This window comes from Bradyrhizobium ontarionense, from assembly GCF_021088345.1.
Taxonomy (GTDB): Bacteria; Pseudomonadota; Alphaproteobacteria; order Rhizobiales; family Xanthobacteraceae; genus Bradyrhizobium; species Bradyrhizobium ontarionense.
Genome location: NZ_CP088156.1, coordinates 1,445,513 through 1,460,568, shown reverse-complemented (window position 1 = coordinate 1,460,568; position 15,056 = coordinate 1,445,513). Strand labels below are relative to the sequence as shown.

The following is a 15,056-nucleotide window of genomic DNA, read 5'->3' as shown; positions in this document are numbered from 1 at the left end:
CATGCCGATCAACATTCTGATGCCCGCGCTGTCGCCGACGATGGAGAAGGGCAACCTCGCCCGTTGGCTCAAGAAGGAAGGCGACCAGGTCAAGTCCGGCGATGTCATCGCCGAGATCGAGACCGACAAGGCCACCATGGAGGTCGAGGCGGTCGACGAAGGCACGCTCGCCAGGATCGTGGTCCCGGAAGGCACGCAGGACGTGCCCGTCAACGACGTCATCGCGGTGCTCGCGGGCGACGGCGAGGACGTCAAGGCCGCCGGAAGCGCGCCGGCGGCGGCGCCCAAGTCTGAGGCGAAGCCCACCGCGTCAGCAGCCCCCGCCGCGGCGACCCCACCGGCCGCAGCGCCGGCGCCGAAGCCGGCTGCAGCTCCGGCTGTCGCGGCGCTGGCGGCCGCGCCGCAGCCGGACGGCCAGGCCCGCGTGTTCTCGTCGCCGCTGGCGCGCCGGCTTGCCAAGGATGCCGGCATCGATCTCGGCCGCATCACCGGCACCGGTCCGCATGGCCGCGTCATCGCCCGCGACGTCGACGAGGCGAAGTCGGGCAAGGGCCTCAAGGCCGCGCCGTCGGCCGCTCCCGCCGCTGCAGGCGCCCCCGCGCTGGCGCCGTCGATGTCCGACAAGCAGGTCCTGGCGCTGTTCGAGCCGGGCTCCTACGACATCGTGCCGCATGACGGCATGCGCCGGACCATCGCGCAGCGCCTCACCGCCTCGGTGCAGACTGTTCCGCACTTCTATCTCACGATCGATTGCGACATCGGCAAGCTGCTGGCCGCGCGCGAGGAGATCAATGCGGCGGCCCCGAAGGACAAGGAGAAGAAGCCGCTCTACAAGCTCAGCGTAAACGACTTCGTCATCAAGGCGATGGCGGTCGCGCTGCAGAAGAAGCCGGACTGCAACGTCAGCTGGACCGAAGGCGGCATGCTCAAGCACAAGCATTCCGATATCGGCGTGGCGGTGGCGATGCCGGGCGGCCTGATCACCCCGATCATCCGCAAGGCCGAGACCAAGACGCTGTCGGCAATCTCGGGCGAGATGAAGGACTTCGCCGCGCGCGCCCGGGCCCGCAAGCTCAAGCCGGAGGAATATCAGGGCGGCACCACAGCGGTGTCCAACCTCGGCATGTACGGCATCAATCATTTCACGGCGGTGATCAACCCGCCGCACGCGACGATCCTCGCCGTCGGCACGTCAGAGGAACGCCCGGTGGTGCGGGGCGGCAAGATCGAGATCGCGAGCATGATGAGCGTGACCTTGTCGTGCGATCACCGCGCAATCGACGGCGCGCTCGGTGCCGAGCTGATCGGCGTCTTCAAGCAGCTGATCGAGAATCCCGTGATGATGATGGTGTGATCTTGCTTTCCGGAACGGAATGGCAAACGGGGCCAGCGCATGCGGATCAGAACGCGATGGCCCTGGATCACGGCGCTGGCGAGCGCCGCGTTGTTCGCCAATCCGCTCGGGATCGACGTTATCTATTCTGCCTTCTTCTCCGGCGAAGCGCTGTCGCGCGGCATCTGGGCGCCGATCGCGCTCGCCGGATTCGCTATCTGCGCCGTGCTGATGCTGCTGGAAGCCGTGATGCGAGCCATGATCTGGCGACGCTCCGTCCGCAGCATCACCACCGTCTGATTTCCGACTGCTTAAGTTGAACGGGAGCCGTCATGGCCGACACATCCTTCGACATCATCATCATCGGCTCCGGCCCGGGCGGCTATGTTGCCGCGATCCGCGCCGCGCAGCTCGGGTTCAAGACCGCAATCATCGAGAAATCCTATCTCGGCGGCATCTGCCTGAACTGGGGCTGCATCCCGACCAAGGCGCTGCTGCGCTCGGCCGAGATCTACCACTACATGCAGCACGCCAAGGATTACGGTCTCTCTGCCGAGAAGATCTCCTACGATCCGAAAGCGGTGGTGGCCCGCTCGCGCGGCGTGTCGAAGCGGCTGAACGACGGCGTCGGCTTTCTGATGAAGAAGAACAAGGTCCAGGTGATCTGGGGCAAAGCGGCGATCGACGCGCCCGGGAAGATCACCGTGACCAAGTCCGACGTCGAGTCGCCTAAGGGCGCGCTGGGCGAGGGCACCTATCAGGCCAAGCACATCATCGTCGCGACCGGCGCGCGCCCGCGCGTGCTGCCGGGCCTGGAGCCTGACAAGAAGCTGGTCTGGACCTATTTCGAGGCGATGGTGCCGGACAAGATGCCGAAGTCGCTCTTGGTGGTCGGCTCCGGCGCCATCGGCATCGAGTTCGCCTCGTTCTTCCGCACCATGGGCTCGGACGTGACGGTGGTCGAGGTGCTGCCGCAGATCCTGCCCGTCGAGGACGCCGAGATCGCCGGCCTGGCCCGCAAGCAGCTCGAGAAGCAGGGCCTCAAGATCATGACCGGCGCCAAGGTCACCAAGCTCGACAAGAAGAGCGACAGCGTGGTGGCGACGATCGACGACGGCAAGGGCAAGACCGAGGCGGTCGAGTTCGACCGCGTGATCTCGGCGGTCGGCGTGGTCGGCAACATCGAGAGTCTCGGGCTCGAGAAGCTCGGGGTGAAGACCGATCGCGGCTGCATCGTCATCGACGGCTACGGCAAGACCAACGTGCCCGGCATCTATGCCATCGGCGACGTCGCCGGTCCCCCGATGCTGGCGCACAAGGCCGAGCATGAGGGCGTGATCTGCGTCGAGGCGATCAAGGGCCTGCATCCGCATGCGATGGACAAGAACCTCATTCCCGGCTGCACCTATTGCCATCCGCAGGTCGCCTCCGTCGGTCTCACCGAGGCCAAGGCGAAAGAGCAGGGCCGCGACATCCGCGTCGGCCGCTTCCCCTTCGTCGGCAACGGCAAGGCGATCGCGCTCGGCGAGGACCAGGGCCTCGTCAAGGTCATCTTCGACAAGAAGACGGGACAGCTGATCGGCGCCCACATGGTCGGCGCCGAGGTCACCGAGCTGATCCAGGGCTACGTCGTGGCGATGAACCTCGAGACCACCGAGGAAGAGCTGATGCACACGGTGTTCCCACATCCGACGCTGTCGGAGATGATGAAGGAAGCCGTGCTCGACGCCTACGGGCGTGTGCTGAACATGTGACGTGGGATAAAACAGGAGCATCGACATAAAAGCTCTCGAAAGCCCCGACGGCAATGAGCGTGTGCTGATTTTGCAGCGCCCAGATGGCCACTATACATATCGCAGGCAATGGCGTTCCACTGCCTCACAGTTCACGAACCTGGATGAAGAAGGGTGGGGACCGCCAGGTCCCGATTGCGGAATTTATGACTCGGCGGATACAGCCGAGACCGAGGCACGACAACGTGTGCCGTGGCTCAAGCGCCAATTTCATTGAGGCGTGAGCTGAAGTCAGACTTAAGCGAGAGGCCACGATCTTGAAATCCAGCGACAACCTCACCATCGAACGCCCGACCTTCGTCACCCATCTCGAATGCGCGATGGAAGGTGATCATTATCCGGCGGACCAGATTCACAACCTGTCCAAGGCCGGCAAGCCGCTGCTGGTGCGCTACGACCTCGCCGGCGTGAAGCAGGCCCTCACCAAGGATGCGCTGGCCGCGCGGCCGGCCGACATGTGGCGCTATCGCGAGCTGCTGCCGGTGCGCAAGTGCCAGGACATCGTCAGCCTCGGCGAGGTCATGACGCCGCTGATCAGCCTGCCGAAGCTGTCGAAGAAGCTCGGCGGCGGCGAGATCATCGTCAAGGATGAGGGCCGGCTGCCGACCGGCTCGTTCAAGGCGCGCGGTCTCGTCATGGCGGTGTCGATGGGCAAGGCGCTCGGCATCCGGCACATGGCGATGCCGACCAACGGCAATGCCGGGGCTGCGCTCGCGGCCTATGCGACCTCCTGCGGCATCAAGACCACGATCTTCTGTCCAGCCGATACGCCCGAGGTCAACGTCAGCGAAATCGAGCTGCAGGGTGCGACGGTCTACCGCGTCAACGGCCTGATCGACGATTGCGGCAAGATCGTCGGCGAAGGCAAGGCCAAGGTCGGCTGGTTCGACACCTCGACCCTGAAGGAGCCGTACCGGATCGAGGGCAAGAAGACGATGGGGCTCGAGCTCGCCGAGCAGCTCGGCTGGGACGTGCCCGACGTGATCTTCTATCCGACCGGCGGCGGCACCGGCCTGATCGGGATGTGGAAGGCGTTCGACGAACTCGAGAAGATCGGCTTCATCGGTTCGAAGCGCCCGCGCATGGTGGCGGTGCAGGCGTCCGGCTGCGCCCCGATGGTGCGCGCCTTTGAGGCGGGCGTCGAGCATGCGCCGCGCTGGGAGGACGCTCACACCATCGCCTCCGGCATCCGCGTGCCGCAGGCGATCGGAGATTTCCTCATCCTGCGTGCCGTCAGAGAGAGCAAGGGTTTCGCTATTGCCGTCGATGACGAGAAGATTTCTCTCGCGCTCAGCGAAGTCGCCCGCGAGGAAGGGCTGTTGCTCTGTCCGGAAGGTGCTGCGACCTACGCCGCCTACAAGCAGAGCCTGGCTGACGGACGCGTCACGAAAAACGACCGTGTGATGCTGTTCAATTGCGCCACGGGACTTAAATATCCGCTGCCGCCGGTCAACCGCGCGCTCGATCGTCACCAGCCGATCGACTACGGGCAATTCTAACGACGATTTGCACCGCGGCCTCGAGCTGGTCTGGCGGCGAACGCGCACAGCGTTGGCACGTCAGGCCGCGCCATAAGGGGGAAGCGATGCGACGTTGCGTGTGCGCCGTTCTGTTGATGCTGCTCGCTGTCATCCCGGCGCGGGCCGAGACGTATCCGGCGCGCCCGATCACCGTGATCGTGCCGTTCGCCGCCGGTGGTCCGTCGGATGCGATGATGCGCATTCTTGCCGAGCACATGAAGCAGACGCTCGGGCAGGCCGTGCTGGTCGAGAACGTGACCGGCGCGGGCGGATCGATCGGCGTCGGCCGCGCGGTGCGGTCCAAGCCCGACGGCTACACCGTGAGCTTCGGACATCTCGGCACCCACGTCGCCAACGGCGCCGTCTATCGGCTCGGCTATGATCTCGTCGCCGATCTCGAGCCCGTCGTGCTGCTGCCGAACAATCCGATGATCATCGTCAGCCGCAGCAACGTGCCGGCGAACTCGCTGCCGGAATTCCTCGCCTGGCTGAAGTCGCAGCCGAACCCTGCATCCGCGGGCACGGCCGGCAACGGGTCCGGCAGCCACATCGCGGGGCTCTATTTCGAGCAGGTCACCGGCCTCAAGCTGCAATACGTGCCCTATCGCGGCACGGGTCCGGCGATGAATGACCTCATCGCGGGGCAGATCGATCTGATCGTCGACCAGACCTCGAATGCGATCAACCAGGTTCGCGCCGGCACGATTCGGGCCTATGCGGTCACCGACGACAAGCGCCTCGACGGTGCGCCGGAGATTCCGACCACCGACGAAGCCGGGCTGCCCGGCTTCCACATGACCTTGTGGTCGGGGCTTTGGCTGCCGAAGGGCACGGCCAAAGAGATCGTCGCCACGCTGAATGCCGCCGCCGTTGCCGCCCTGAACGAGCCGGGGGTGCAGGAGCAGTTGAAAAACCTGGGGTTGCAGATGCCGCCGGCAGATCAGCGCACGCCGGAGGCCCTTGGAACCTTGCAACGGGCCGAAATCGGCAAGTGGTGGCCGATGATCCGAGCGTCCGGGGTGGTGCCGGAGTAAGCCGACGGTATCCCTGGCTTTCCAGGATGGTGGCGCAACAGTCACGATTGTTGCGACCTCGCCACAGTTTACGAAGTTTTGGTAACAATCTCGGGCGCTCCGCAACTGCGCCGCTTTTTGGCCACACCTGATCGTGAAATACTTTGATCAGAAGAGTACCAGTGCGTGTGAGGCTGCAGAAAATCCCTTTCTAGGAAGTGGTTTCGAAGTCTCGGCGGCACCGGGGAAGGCCAGAACAGCGATGGACGCGAAGACCGACCTCAAGCGCAGGCTGCCCAGCCGTCACGTGACGGAAGGGCCCGAGCGTGCGCCGCATCGGTCCTATCTCTACGCGATGGGCCTGACGACGGCGCAGATCCATCAACCCTTCGTCGGTGTCGCATCGTGCTGGAACGAAGCCGCGCCCTGCAACATCGCCCTGATGCGACAGGCCCAGGCGGTCAAGAAGGGCGTGGCGCACGCCGGCGGCACGCCGCGCGAGTTCTGCACCATCACCGTGACTGACGGCATCGCCATGGGCCATGACGGGATGCGCTCGTCGCTGCCGTCGCGCGAGGTGATCGCGGATTCGGTCGAGCTCACGATTCGCGGCCATGCCTACGATGCGCTGGTTGGCCTCGCCGGCTGCGACAAATCGCTGCCGGGCATGATGATGGCGATGGTCCGGCTCAACGTACCCTCGATCTTCATCTATGGCGGCTCGATCCTGCCCGGCAATTTCCGCGGCCAGCAGGTCACGGTGCAGGACATGTTCGAGGCCGTGGGCAAGCATTCGGTTGGGCAGATGTCGGACGACGACCTCGACGAGCTCGAGCGCGTCGCCTGTCCGTCGGCCGGCGCCTGCGGCGCTCAGTTCACCGCCAACACGATGGCGACCGTCTCGGAGGCGATCGGGCTGGCGCTGCCGTATTCCGCCGGCGCGCCGGCACCCTACGAGATCCGCGATGCCTTTTGCATGACGGCCGGCGAGCAGGTGATGGAGCTGATCGCGGCCAACATCCGTCCGCGCGACATCGTCACCCGGGCCGCCCTCGAGAATGCGGCGGCGGTGGTCGCGGCATCCGGCGGATCGACCAATGCTGCGCTGCATCTACCTGCGATTGCGCATGAGGCCGGCATCAAGTTCGACCTGTTCGACGTCGCCGAAATCTTCAAAAAGACACCTTATATCGCGGATTTGAAGCCGGGTGGCCGCTATGTCGCCAAAGACATGTTTGAGGCTGGTGGCATTCCGCTGTTGATGAAGACGTTGCTCGACCATGGCTATTTGAACGGCGACTGCCTCACAGTCACCGGCCGGACGATCTCCGAAAACCTCAAAGGCGTGAAGTGGAATCCGCACCAGGACGTGGTGAGGCCGGCCGATCAGCCGATCACTGCAACCGGAGGTGTCGTCGGTTTGAAGGGTAATCTCGCGCCAGAGGGCGCGATCGTGAAAGTCGCGGGCATGTCGAACTTGAAATTCTCCGGGCCGGCCCGCTGCTTCGATCGCGAGGAGGACGCCTTCGAGGCCGTCCAGAAGCGCACCTACAAGGAAGGCGAAGTCATCGTTATTCGCTACGAGGGACCGCGCGGCGGACCGGGCATGCGGGAAATGCTGCAGACCACGGCTGCGCTGACCGGCCAGGGCATGGGCGGCAAGATCGCGCTCGTCACCGACGGTCGGTTCTCGGGCGCGACCCGTGGCTTCTGTATCGGCCATATCGGACCGGAGGCGGCCATCGGCGGGCCGATCGCCCTGGTCGAGGATGGCGACATCATCGAGATCGACGCAGTCGACGGTATCCTTAACGTCAAGTTGAGCGATGCCGAATTGGCTGCACGCAAGACCAAGTGGACGCCGCGTGAGACCCATCACACGTCAGGTGCACTTTGGAAATATGCCCAGCAGGTCGGGCCGGCCGTCGCAGGCGCCGTGACCCACCCAGGTGGTGCGCAAGAGAAGTATTGCTATGCGGACATCTGATCGGATCATTTTCGCATTGATGCTGGGCGTTGCCCCGCTCGGATGGGCGGCGCCGTCGTTCGCGTTCGATGGCGCGCCGGTCAACCAGGAGCCGGCAATTGCGGTTGCTGGACCGCAGTCGGGCGTCGGCGCGTTGCGCAAGGCTGTTCCCGCGACGACGTCCTCCACGTCGCCGACGCAGTCCCTCACGGCTCTGCAATACGCGGCTGAGGAAGGTCACCCGGTTGCGCAATGGAAGCTCGGCCGGATGTATGCCGCCGGTGACGGCGTCGCGCGGGATGATATCCGCGCCTTCGACTATTTCAGCCGCATTGCCAATGCGCATGCCGAGGACTCGCCGTCGGCGCCGCAGGCGCAGATCGTGGCCAACGCCTTCGTCGCGCTCGGCCGCTATTATCTCAGCGGCATCCCGAACTCGAAGGTCAAGGTCGACCCGGATCGCGCGCGGGAGATGTTCTCCTATGCCGCCTCCTATTTCGGCAATGCCGATGCCCAGTACGATCTGGCGCGGATGTACCTGAAGACCGCGGACGCCTCGCGCGACGACTTCCGCTATGGCGCACGCTGGCTCGGGCTTGCCGCGCAGAAGGGCCAGCATCAGGCCCAGGCGCTGCTCGGGCAGATGCTGTTCAACGGCGACCGGCTGCCGCGCCAGGCCGCGCGCGGCCTGATGTGGCTCACCTTGGCGCGCGACAGCGCCGGTCCGGACGAAGCCTGGATCAAGGAGAGCTACAACCGTGCCTTCTCCAAGGCGTCGGATGACGACCGCGCAACGGCGCTGCAGATGCTCGAGAGCTGGGTGCAGGGCAAGCGCGAGTAGCAGGGCGGCAATGCATCGCGTTCCGCCGATCGAGGTGGGAACGCGATGATCATCCGGGACGCGACAGCCGACGACGCCGAGGCGGCCTGCGCCGTGCTGCGGGCCTCGATCTCCGAATTGTGCTTGGCCGATCACCGCGCGGACGCGGAGATTCTCCGGCGCTGGCTTGCCAACAAGACGCCGGCGAACGTCGCCGCCTGGGCCAATGAAACAGGGCGCTCGCTGCTCGTCGCGGTCGAGGATGATGCGATTCTCGCCGTCGGTGGGCTTGCGCATCCCGGCGAGATCACGCTGAACTACGTCGCGCCCGATGCCCGCTTTCGCGGCATCAGTTCCGCCATGCTCGCGGCGCTGGAGCAACGCGCGATGGAGCAGGGCGCCACCCGGTGCACATTGCTGAGCACCGAGACCGCGCACCGATTCTATCTCGCGCGCGGCTACGTCGACGCAGGCGCGCCGGCGGGAAAGTTCGGCACCACCTCGTCCTATCCGATGACAAAGCCGATCCGCGGGCCGGTTCGCTCCGGAGCGTGCTGATCCGCGGCCCCCAGCGGACGAGCGCATTCGAGGGATGACGCCGGTTGCCTAGGGAATGGGCGGCTGGCCGCCGCTCTCTTGATCATGCGCGGCCAGCCATCCTCGATTCGGCGATCTCTCGTACACAAACGACCTGCCCGGCGGGGAATCGGCTGTTGGCATGATTCGTGAGTGCAGCTTCCGGGAAACAGCGGAGGCGCCACGGTTTGCGCAGCGTTCGGATCGGTCTTCTCGTTCCCTTGAGCGGCTCGGCGGGCCTGTGGGCGCCCTCCGCCGAGGCCTGTGGGCGACTGGCCGTGTCGGAGCTGAACCACGCCTCCGGGATCCTGCGGCGCCCGATCGAGCTGCTCGTCATCGATGCCGGCGAGACCGGGCGGAGCGCGGGGTGCGCCGCGCGCGAGGCGGTGGATGACCTCGCCGTCGACGGCCTGGTCGGCATGGTGCCGAGCTATGCGCGCGATCCGATCGCTGCTGCAACCCGCGGACGGGTTCCGTTCGTCTACACCCCGCAATTCGAAGGGCTCGCGCCGGACGGCGACGTGATGACGACGGGGGAGACCGCGGACGAACTGATGGCGCCCGCCATCCAATGGTTGTCCGAATTCAAGCGCGCCCGGCGCTTCTTCCTCTGTGGCAACGACTACATCTGGCCGCGCTCGTCGCTCCAGATTGCCAAGCGGCTGATCGCCCGTTTCGGCGGCACGGTCACCGGCGAGTGCTACGCGCCGGTCGGCGTCCACGACTTCGACGAGATGCTCGATCGTATCAAGGCCACGCGCAGCGACGTGGTTGTGCCTGTCTTCCTCGGGTTCGACTGCATCGCGTTCAGTCGCGCCTTCTGTGCCGCAGGTCTCAGTCGCCATGTGCTGCGCTTCTCCCCGGCGTTCGACGAGACCATCGTCTACGGTCTGGACAGCAGCGAGACCGAGAACCTCTTCGTCGCGTCGAGCTATTTCGCGTCGCTGCGGTCGCGCAACAACGGCGCGTTCCTGGAACGCTACTACACGGCCTTCGGCGACAATCCTCCGCCGGCCAATGGCTACGGGGAATCCTGCTACGAAGGCATCCATGCGCTTGCGGCACTGATCGAGCGGGCCGCGAGCTTCGATGCGCGTCATCTGAAGCGCTTCTACGGGCGCACCCTCCAGGGACGGACCGCCCGCGGCGTCGAGGCGCAGCCGGTGGTCGGTGGCCGGCATCCCGTCTACCTGGCCGAGCTCGACGGCTACGATTTCGCCGTCGTCGCGTCGCGCTAGGGCCGGGCTCGCGCCAGAAATAGCTTGCCTTTTCAAATATTGTAATTTTAAACTTCGCGCGGCTCGTGAAACAGCATCATCAACCCATGGGGAGCTTTATGACCTTTACCCGCCGTCGTTTCCTGCAGCGCTCGGCCATCGCGACGTCGACCTTGATCGCGGCACCTGCGGTGTTCCGTTCGGGTGCGCTCGCGGCCGAGAACCCGATCACGGTCGGCAGCCTGCACGACCAGTCCGGCCCCATCGGGACCTCCGGTACGCCGATGGTCTATGCGCTGCAGCTTGCCGTCGACGAGATCAATGCCGGCGGCGGCCTGCTCGGACGGCCGCTGAAGGTGATCCATTACGACACCCAGTCCAACATCCAGCTCTACTCGCAATACGCCCAGCAGCTGGCGGTCAAGGACAAGGTCGACGTCGTTCATGGCGGAATCACCTCGGCCTCGCGCGAGGCGATCCGGCCGACCTTCGATCGCTTCAAGGTGCTGTATTTCTACAACACGCTGTACGAAGGCGGCGTCTGCGACCGCAACACCTTCTGCACCGGCACGACGCCGGCGCAGACGGTGGAGAAGCTGGTGCCGAGCGCAATGAAGAAGTCCGGCAAGAAGGCCTACATCATCGCGGCCGACTACAATTACGGTCAGATCACCGCGAAGTGGATGACCAAATACATGAAGGACAATGGCGGCGAGATCCTCTCGACCGACTTCTTCCCGCTCGACGTCACCAATTTCGGCTCCACCATTTCGAAGATCCAGGCGGCGAAGCCCGATCTCATCCTGTCGGCGCTGGTCGGCGGCAACCACACCGCGTTCTACCGGCAGTGGACCGCGGCCGGCATGAAGGGGAAGATCCCGATCGCCTCGACCACCTTCGGGCTGGTCAACGAGCCCTCGACGCTCGATGCGGCCGAAAGCGACGCGGTGATCGGCGCCTACGGCTATTTCGAGGAGCTCACCACACCGGCCTCCAAGAGCTTCGTCGAGAAGATCAAGAAGGCGCATCCGGATACGCCTTACATCAGCGAGCTCGCCGCGTGCACCTATGAAGGCGCGATGCTCTGGGCTGCCGGCGTCAAGAAGGCGGGCAGCATCGACCGCATGAAGGTGATCGAGGCGCTCGAAAGCGGCATCGTCTTCGACGGTCCGAGCGGCAAGGTCTCGCTGGACAAGCCGACCCATCACACCGTCCGCAACGCGTTCCTCGCCGAGGTGAAGGACCGCAAATGGTCGGTTCTGGAAACCTACACCGATGCCAAGCCGGCCGACACCGCGAGCGTCTGCGACCTCGTCAAGAACCCGAACGACGTCAAGCAGTACATCATCAATCTCTGACGCCTGCCGGGTCCCGCCGTCCGGCGGGGCCCGGTTTCATTGCACTGCCTTGAAAGAATCTGACGCATGGCGATCTACGTCATCCTCGCGCTCGACGTCCTCAACGGAATCTCCTCGCTGTTCCTGTTGTGCCTCGGGCTTGCGATCATCTTCGGCATGATGAAGATCATCAATCTCGCCCATGGCGAGTTCATCATGCTCGGGGCCTATGCCACCGTGATCTCGGCGAATGCCGGGGTGAACATCTGGATCGCGATGCTCGTCGTCGCACCATTGTTCGTCGGCGTCGTCGGCCTCGTCATCGAACGCTGCCTGATCCGCTTCCTGTACGGGCGCCTGGTCGATTCGATGCTCGCGACCTGGGGCCTCAGCCTTCTCATCATCGGCATCATCACCACGATCTACGGCAACACCCAGCAGGGTGTGCCGACGCCGCTCGGCGGCTTCTCGATCGGGTCCTATCAATCGAGCTACTATACGCTGTTCCTCGCCCTGATGGCGGCGGTGATGATGGCCATCGTCTACGGCGTGATGCGTTACACCCGCTTCGGCCTCGTCGCGCGCGCGACGATGCAGAACCCGGCGATGGCGGCCACGCTCGGCGTCAATCCGGCGCGCGTCTACATGAGCACCTTCGCGCTCGGTGCTGCGGTCACGGGCTTGGCCGGCGGGCTGCTGGCGCCGGTCTCCGGCATCACGCCGGGCATGGGCGGCGCCTATGTCGCCAAGGCCTTCATGACGGTGGTCGGCGGCGGCGCCGCCATCCTCTCCGGCACGCTATCGGCGGCGAGCCTGTTCGGCTCGGTCAACCAGATCGGTGCCTATTTCACCACGCCCGTCTACGGCGAGGTCATCGTCTTCACCACCGCGATCGTGCTCATTCGCTTGCTGCCGCAGGGCATTTCCGGGCGCTTCTTCAAGGGGAACCTGTGATGCCCAAGCGCTACCGTCTCATCGCCCAGGCCATCGCGGTCCTCATCGCGATCGTCGCCATCGCGATGATGCCTGGAGTCATCGAACTGTTCGCGCTGATGCAGCTGACGCTGTTCGCCGCGATGGCGGTGCTGGCCTTGAGCCTCGCCTTCATCTGGGGCTTTGGCGGCATCCTGTCGTTCGGCCAGACCGCGTTCTTCGGCCTCGGCGGCTACGCCTATGCGATCGCGGCCATCAACTTCCAGGACTCGACGCCGGCGATCCTGCTGGCCATCGTGATCCCGGCGCTGTTCGCGGCGATCCTCGGCTACTTCATCTTCTTCGGCCGCATCTCCGACGTCTATCTCGGTGTCATCACCCTGACCGTCACCTTGATCCTGTTCAACTCGGTCAACTCGACCTCCGGCGACGCCTACAAGATCGGCACCGCGCTGCTCGGCGGCTTCAACGGCATGCCGGCGGTGCCGACCTTCAACATGCCGTTCGATCCATCGACGGTGCTGTCGCCGGAGCAGTCGTGGTGGACCACCGCAGGCGTGCTGCTCGCCGTGTTCCTGATGCTGCGCTTGCTGTTGGCGTTGCCGGCGGGGCGCATCATCGTCGCCGTGCGCGAGAACGAGGTGCGGGCCTCGTTGCTCGGCTACGATCCGCGGCTGGTGAAATGCCTGACCTTCATCCTCGGTGGCGCCGTCGCAGGGCTCGCGGGCGCGCTCTATGTCAACTGGGGCGCCTTCGTCAGTCCGACCATCTTCAGCCTGTCGCTGTCGGCGGAGATCATCATCTGGATCACGGTTGGCGGTCTCGGCACCTTGCTCGGGCCGATCATCGGCTGCGTGGTGATCGAATACATCGTCGCCTATATCGGCTCGCAGCAGCTGCTGAATTCCAACCTCGTGCTCGGCGGCGTGCTGGTCATCTTCGTGCTGCTGCTGCCCAAGGGCCTGGTGCCGACCGCGCGCGATCTCCTGTTGCGGCTGATCCCGGAGTCGAAGCGGAAGACCAATGGTCCCTCGGTTCAATCCGCGGTGGCGCCGCACCCTGCTGGAGCCGAATGACGATGGCCGAACTCGTTCCCCTGCTCAAGGCCGAGCACCTGACAATGCGCTTCGGCGGTGTCGTGGCCAATGACGACATCACCTTCACCTTACAGGAGATGGAGCTGCGCTGCCTGATTGGCCCGAACGGCGCCGGCAAGAGCACGTTCTTCAAGACGCTCACGGGACAGCTGGTGCCGACCTCGGGCAGCATCGCGTTTCGCGGCGTACCGATCGCAGGCAAGGCGTCGCACGAGATCGCGCGCATGGGCATCGGCATCAAGACCCAGGTGCCGAACGTGTTCAACGGCCTGTCGGTGCGCGAGAACATCTGGATGGCCGTGCGCCGCAAGGCGACGCCGCGCCAGCAGGGCCCGGCGGTCAATGCCGTGCTGGAGATGATCCGGCTGACCGACTACGCCGACAGCATTGTCGCAACTCTGTCGCACGGCCAGCGGCAATGGGTCGAGATCGGCATGGTGCTCGCCGCCGAGCCGGAGCTGATCCTGCTCGACGAGCCCGCCGCAGGGATGACCGACGAGGAGACGTTCCACACGGCCGCGATCATCCGCGAGATCAACCAGACCCGCGCCATCGTCGTCGTCGAGCACGACATGGAGTTTATCAAGCAGATCGCCAAGCGCGTGACTGTGTTTCATCAGGGACGCGTGCTGGTCGAGGACACTGTCGATAAGGTGCTCGCAGACCAGCGCGTGCGCGACGTCTATCTCGGGAAGAAGGTGGCCGCATGAGTGCGCTCCTTGAGGTCAAGGGTCTCAAATCCGGCTACGGCCGGATCCCGATCCTGTTCGGCATCGACATGACGGTGCAGGACGGCGAGTATCTCGGCATTCTCGGCCACAACGGCATGGGCAAGACCACCGCGCTGCGCACGCTGATGGGGCACCTGCCGACCACCGACGGTTCGGTGGTGTTTGCCGGCAAGACCATCACCCATCTGAAGCCGCACGAGCGCTCGCGGCTCGGCATCGGCCTCGTGCCGCAGGGCCGCGAGATCTTTCCTGATCTGTCGGTGCTGGAAAATCTGCGCATGGGTCTCGCATCCGCGCCCAAAGAGGACCGCGGCGTCATCGACACCGTGCTGCAGGATTTTCCGCGGCTCGTGCGTCTGCTCGACCGCCGTGGCGGCGCGCTGTCCGGCGGCGAGCAGCAATTGCTGGCGCTGGCGCGCTGCCTGTGCACCAAGCCGAAGCTGATCCTGCTCGACGAGCCGACCGAAGGCATCCAGCCGTCGATCATCGAGGAGATCATCGAGACCCTGCTGGCGCTGAAGACGCGCTGGAAGATGTCCTTGATCGTGGTCGAGCAGAACCTCGAATTCATCACGTCGTTGTCGGATCGCATCCTGCACATCCAGAAGGGACGTATCACCGAGGAACTCGACCGTGAGACTCTCCTGGCCCGGGAAGGTCAGATGGTCCCGAGCTAGAGCCCGTACCGGCGCGCCAGCGCCGGCCCATTGAACTGACAAT

General features: G+C 64.9%; 14 protein-coding genes. All 14 read left to right on the top strand.

Going from position 1 to position 15,056, the window contains the following annotated elements:
• Position 1 precedes the first annotated feature (1 nt).
• Positions 2-1,354 (top strand): pyruvate dehydrogenase complex dihydrolipoamide acetyltransferase, encoded by a 1,353-nt coding sequence (locus tag LQG66_RS06470; RefSeq protein WP_231324552.1) that lies wholly within the window; start codon positions 2-4, stop codon positions 1,352-1,354.
• A 39-nt stretch (positions 1,355-1,393) separates the two neighbouring features.
• Positions 1,394-1,633, top strand: coding sequence for a hypothetical protein (locus LQG66_RS06465; protein WP_231324549.1), 240 nt, complete (start codon positions 1,394-1,396; stop codon positions 1,631-1,633).
• A gap of 32 nt (positions 1,634-1,665) precedes the next feature.
• Entirely contained in the window at positions 1,666-3,087 is a 1,422-nt protein-coding gene (gene lpdA / locus LQG66_RS06460; RefSeq protein WP_231324547.1) for a dihydrolipoyl dehydrogenase, read from the top strand.
• Between the two features lie 296 nt (positions 3,088-3,383).
• Positions 3,384-4,625 (top strand): threonine synthase, encoded by a 1,242-nt coding sequence (locus LQG66_RS06455; RefSeq protein ID WP_231324545.1) that lies wholly within the window; start codon positions 3,384-3,386, stop codon positions 4,623-4,625.
• A gap of 86 nt (positions 4,626-4,711) precedes the next feature.
• On the top strand, positions 4,712-5,680 hold the full coding sequence (locus LQG66_RS06450; RefSeq protein WP_231324543.1) for a tripartite tricarboxylate transporter substrate binding protein BugD: 969 nt from the start codon (positions 4,712-4,714) through the stop codon (positions 5,678-5,680).
• 241 nt (positions 5,681-5,921) lie between these two features.
• Positions 5,922-7,646 carry a dihydroxy-acid dehydratase gene (gene ilvD, locus LQG66_RS06445; RefSeq protein ID WP_231324541.1) on the top strand — a complete coding sequence of 575 codons (1,725 nt, stop codon included), beginning with the start codon at positions 5,922-5,924 and terminating at the stop codon, positions 7,644-7,646.
• Positions 7,633-8,466, top strand: a complete 834-nt coding sequence (locus LQG66_RS06440) for a tetratricopeptide repeat protein (RefSeq protein ID WP_231324539.1) — start codon at positions 7,633-7,635, stop codon at positions 8,464-8,466. Before ilvD ends, LQG66_RS06440 begins: the two co-directional genes overlap by 14 nt.
• Positions 8,467-8,511: 45 nt before the next feature.
• A complete protein-coding gene (locus LQG66_RS06435) occupies positions 8,512-9,003 on the top strand; it encodes a GNAT family N-acetyltransferase (protein ID WP_231324537.1) in 492 nt (163 codons plus the stop codon).
• Positions 9,004-9,209: 206 nt separating this feature from the next.
• Complete coding sequence (locus LQG66_RS06430; protein ID WP_231324535.1) at positions 9,210-10,259, top strand: substrate-binding domain-containing protein; 1,050 nt, start codon at positions 9,210-9,212, stop codon at positions 10,257-10,259.
• A gap of 98 nt (positions 10,260-10,357) precedes the next feature.
• The gene (locus LQG66_RS06425; RefSeq protein ID WP_231324533.1) at positions 10,358-11,596 is read left to right on the top strand and encodes an urea ABC transporter substrate-binding protein; all 1,239 of its coding nucleotides are present in this window, start codon (positions 10,358-10,360) and stop codon (positions 11,594-11,596) included.
• A 66-nt stretch (positions 11,597-11,662) separates the two neighbouring features.
• Entirely contained in the window at positions 11,663-12,529 is an 867-nt protein-coding gene (locus LQG66_RS06420; protein ID WP_231324531.1) for a branched-chain amino acid ABC transporter permease, read from the top strand.
• A complete protein-coding gene (locus LQG66_RS06415; protein ID WP_231324529.1) occupies positions 12,529-13,584 on the top strand; it encodes a branched-chain amino acid ABC transporter permease in 1,056 nt (351 codons plus the stop codon). The genes LQG66_RS06420 and LQG66_RS06415 overlap by 1 nt, the downstream gene beginning before the upstream one ends.
• Positions 13,585-13,586: 2 nt before the next feature.
• Positions 13,587-14,315: an ATP-binding cassette domain-containing protein gene (locus LQG66_RS06410; RefSeq protein ID WP_231324527.1), complete on the top strand. Its 729-nt coding sequence runs from the start codon at positions 13,587-13,589 to the stop codon at positions 14,313-14,315.
• Positions 14,312-15,013: an ABC transporter ATP-binding protein gene (locus LQG66_RS06405; protein ID WP_231324525.1), complete on the top strand. Its 702-nt coding sequence runs from the start codon at positions 14,312-14,314 to the stop codon at positions 15,011-15,013. The genes LQG66_RS06410 and LQG66_RS06405 overlap by 4 nt, the downstream gene beginning before the upstream one ends.
• The last annotated feature ends 43 nt before the right edge of the window (positions 15,014-15,056 follow it).

Excerpts from the sequence above, each read along its gene's own strand:
- LQG66_RS06470 (WP_231324552.1), top strand. The coding sequence starts at position 2 with ATGCCGATCAACATTCTGATGCCCGCGCTGTCGCCGACGATGGAGAAG.
- LQG66_RS06465 (WP_231324549.1), top strand. The coding sequence starts at position 1,394 with ATGCGGATCAGAACGCGATGGCCCTGGATCACGGCGCTGGCGAGCGCC.
- lpdA (WP_231324547.1), top strand. The coding sequence starts at position 1,666 with ATGGCCGACACATCCTTCGACATCATCATCATCGGCTCCGGCCCGGGC.
- LQG66_RS06450 (WP_231324543.1), top strand. The coding sequence starts at position 4,712 with ATGCGACGTTGCGTGTGCGCCGTTCTGTTGATGCTGCTCGCTGTCATC.
- ilvD (WP_231324541.1), top strand. The coding sequence starts at position 5,922 with ATGGACGCGAAGACCGACCTCAAGCGCAGGCTGCCCAGCCGTCACGTG.
- LQG66_RS06440 (WP_231324539.1), top strand. The coding sequence starts at position 7,633 with ATGCGGACATCTGATCGGATCATTTTCGCATTGATGCTGGGCGTTGCC.
- LQG66_RS06435 (WP_231324537.1), top strand. The coding sequence starts at position 8,512 with ATGATCATCCGGGACGCGACAGCCGACGACGCCGAGGCGGCCTGCGCC.
- LQG66_RS06425 (WP_231324533.1), top strand. The coding sequence starts at position 10,358 with ATGACCTTTACCCGCCGTCGTTTCCTGCAGCGCTCGGCCATCGCGACG.
- LQG66_RS06420 (WP_231324531.1), top strand. The coding sequence starts at position 11,663 with ATGGCGATCTACGTCATCCTCGCGCTCGACGTCCTCAACGGAATCTCC.
- LQG66_RS06415 (WP_231324529.1), top strand. The coding sequence starts at position 12,529 with ATGCCCAAGCGCTACCGTCTCATCGCCCAGGCCATCGCGGTCCTCATC.
- LQG66_RS06410 (WP_231324527.1), top strand. The coding sequence starts at position 13,587 with ATGGCCGAACTCGTTCCCCTGCTCAAGGCCGAGCACCTGACAATGCGC.
- LQG66_RS06405 (WP_231324525.1), top strand. The coding sequence starts at position 14,312 with ATGAGTGCGCTCCTTGAGGTCAAGGGTCTCAAATCCGGCTACGGCCGG.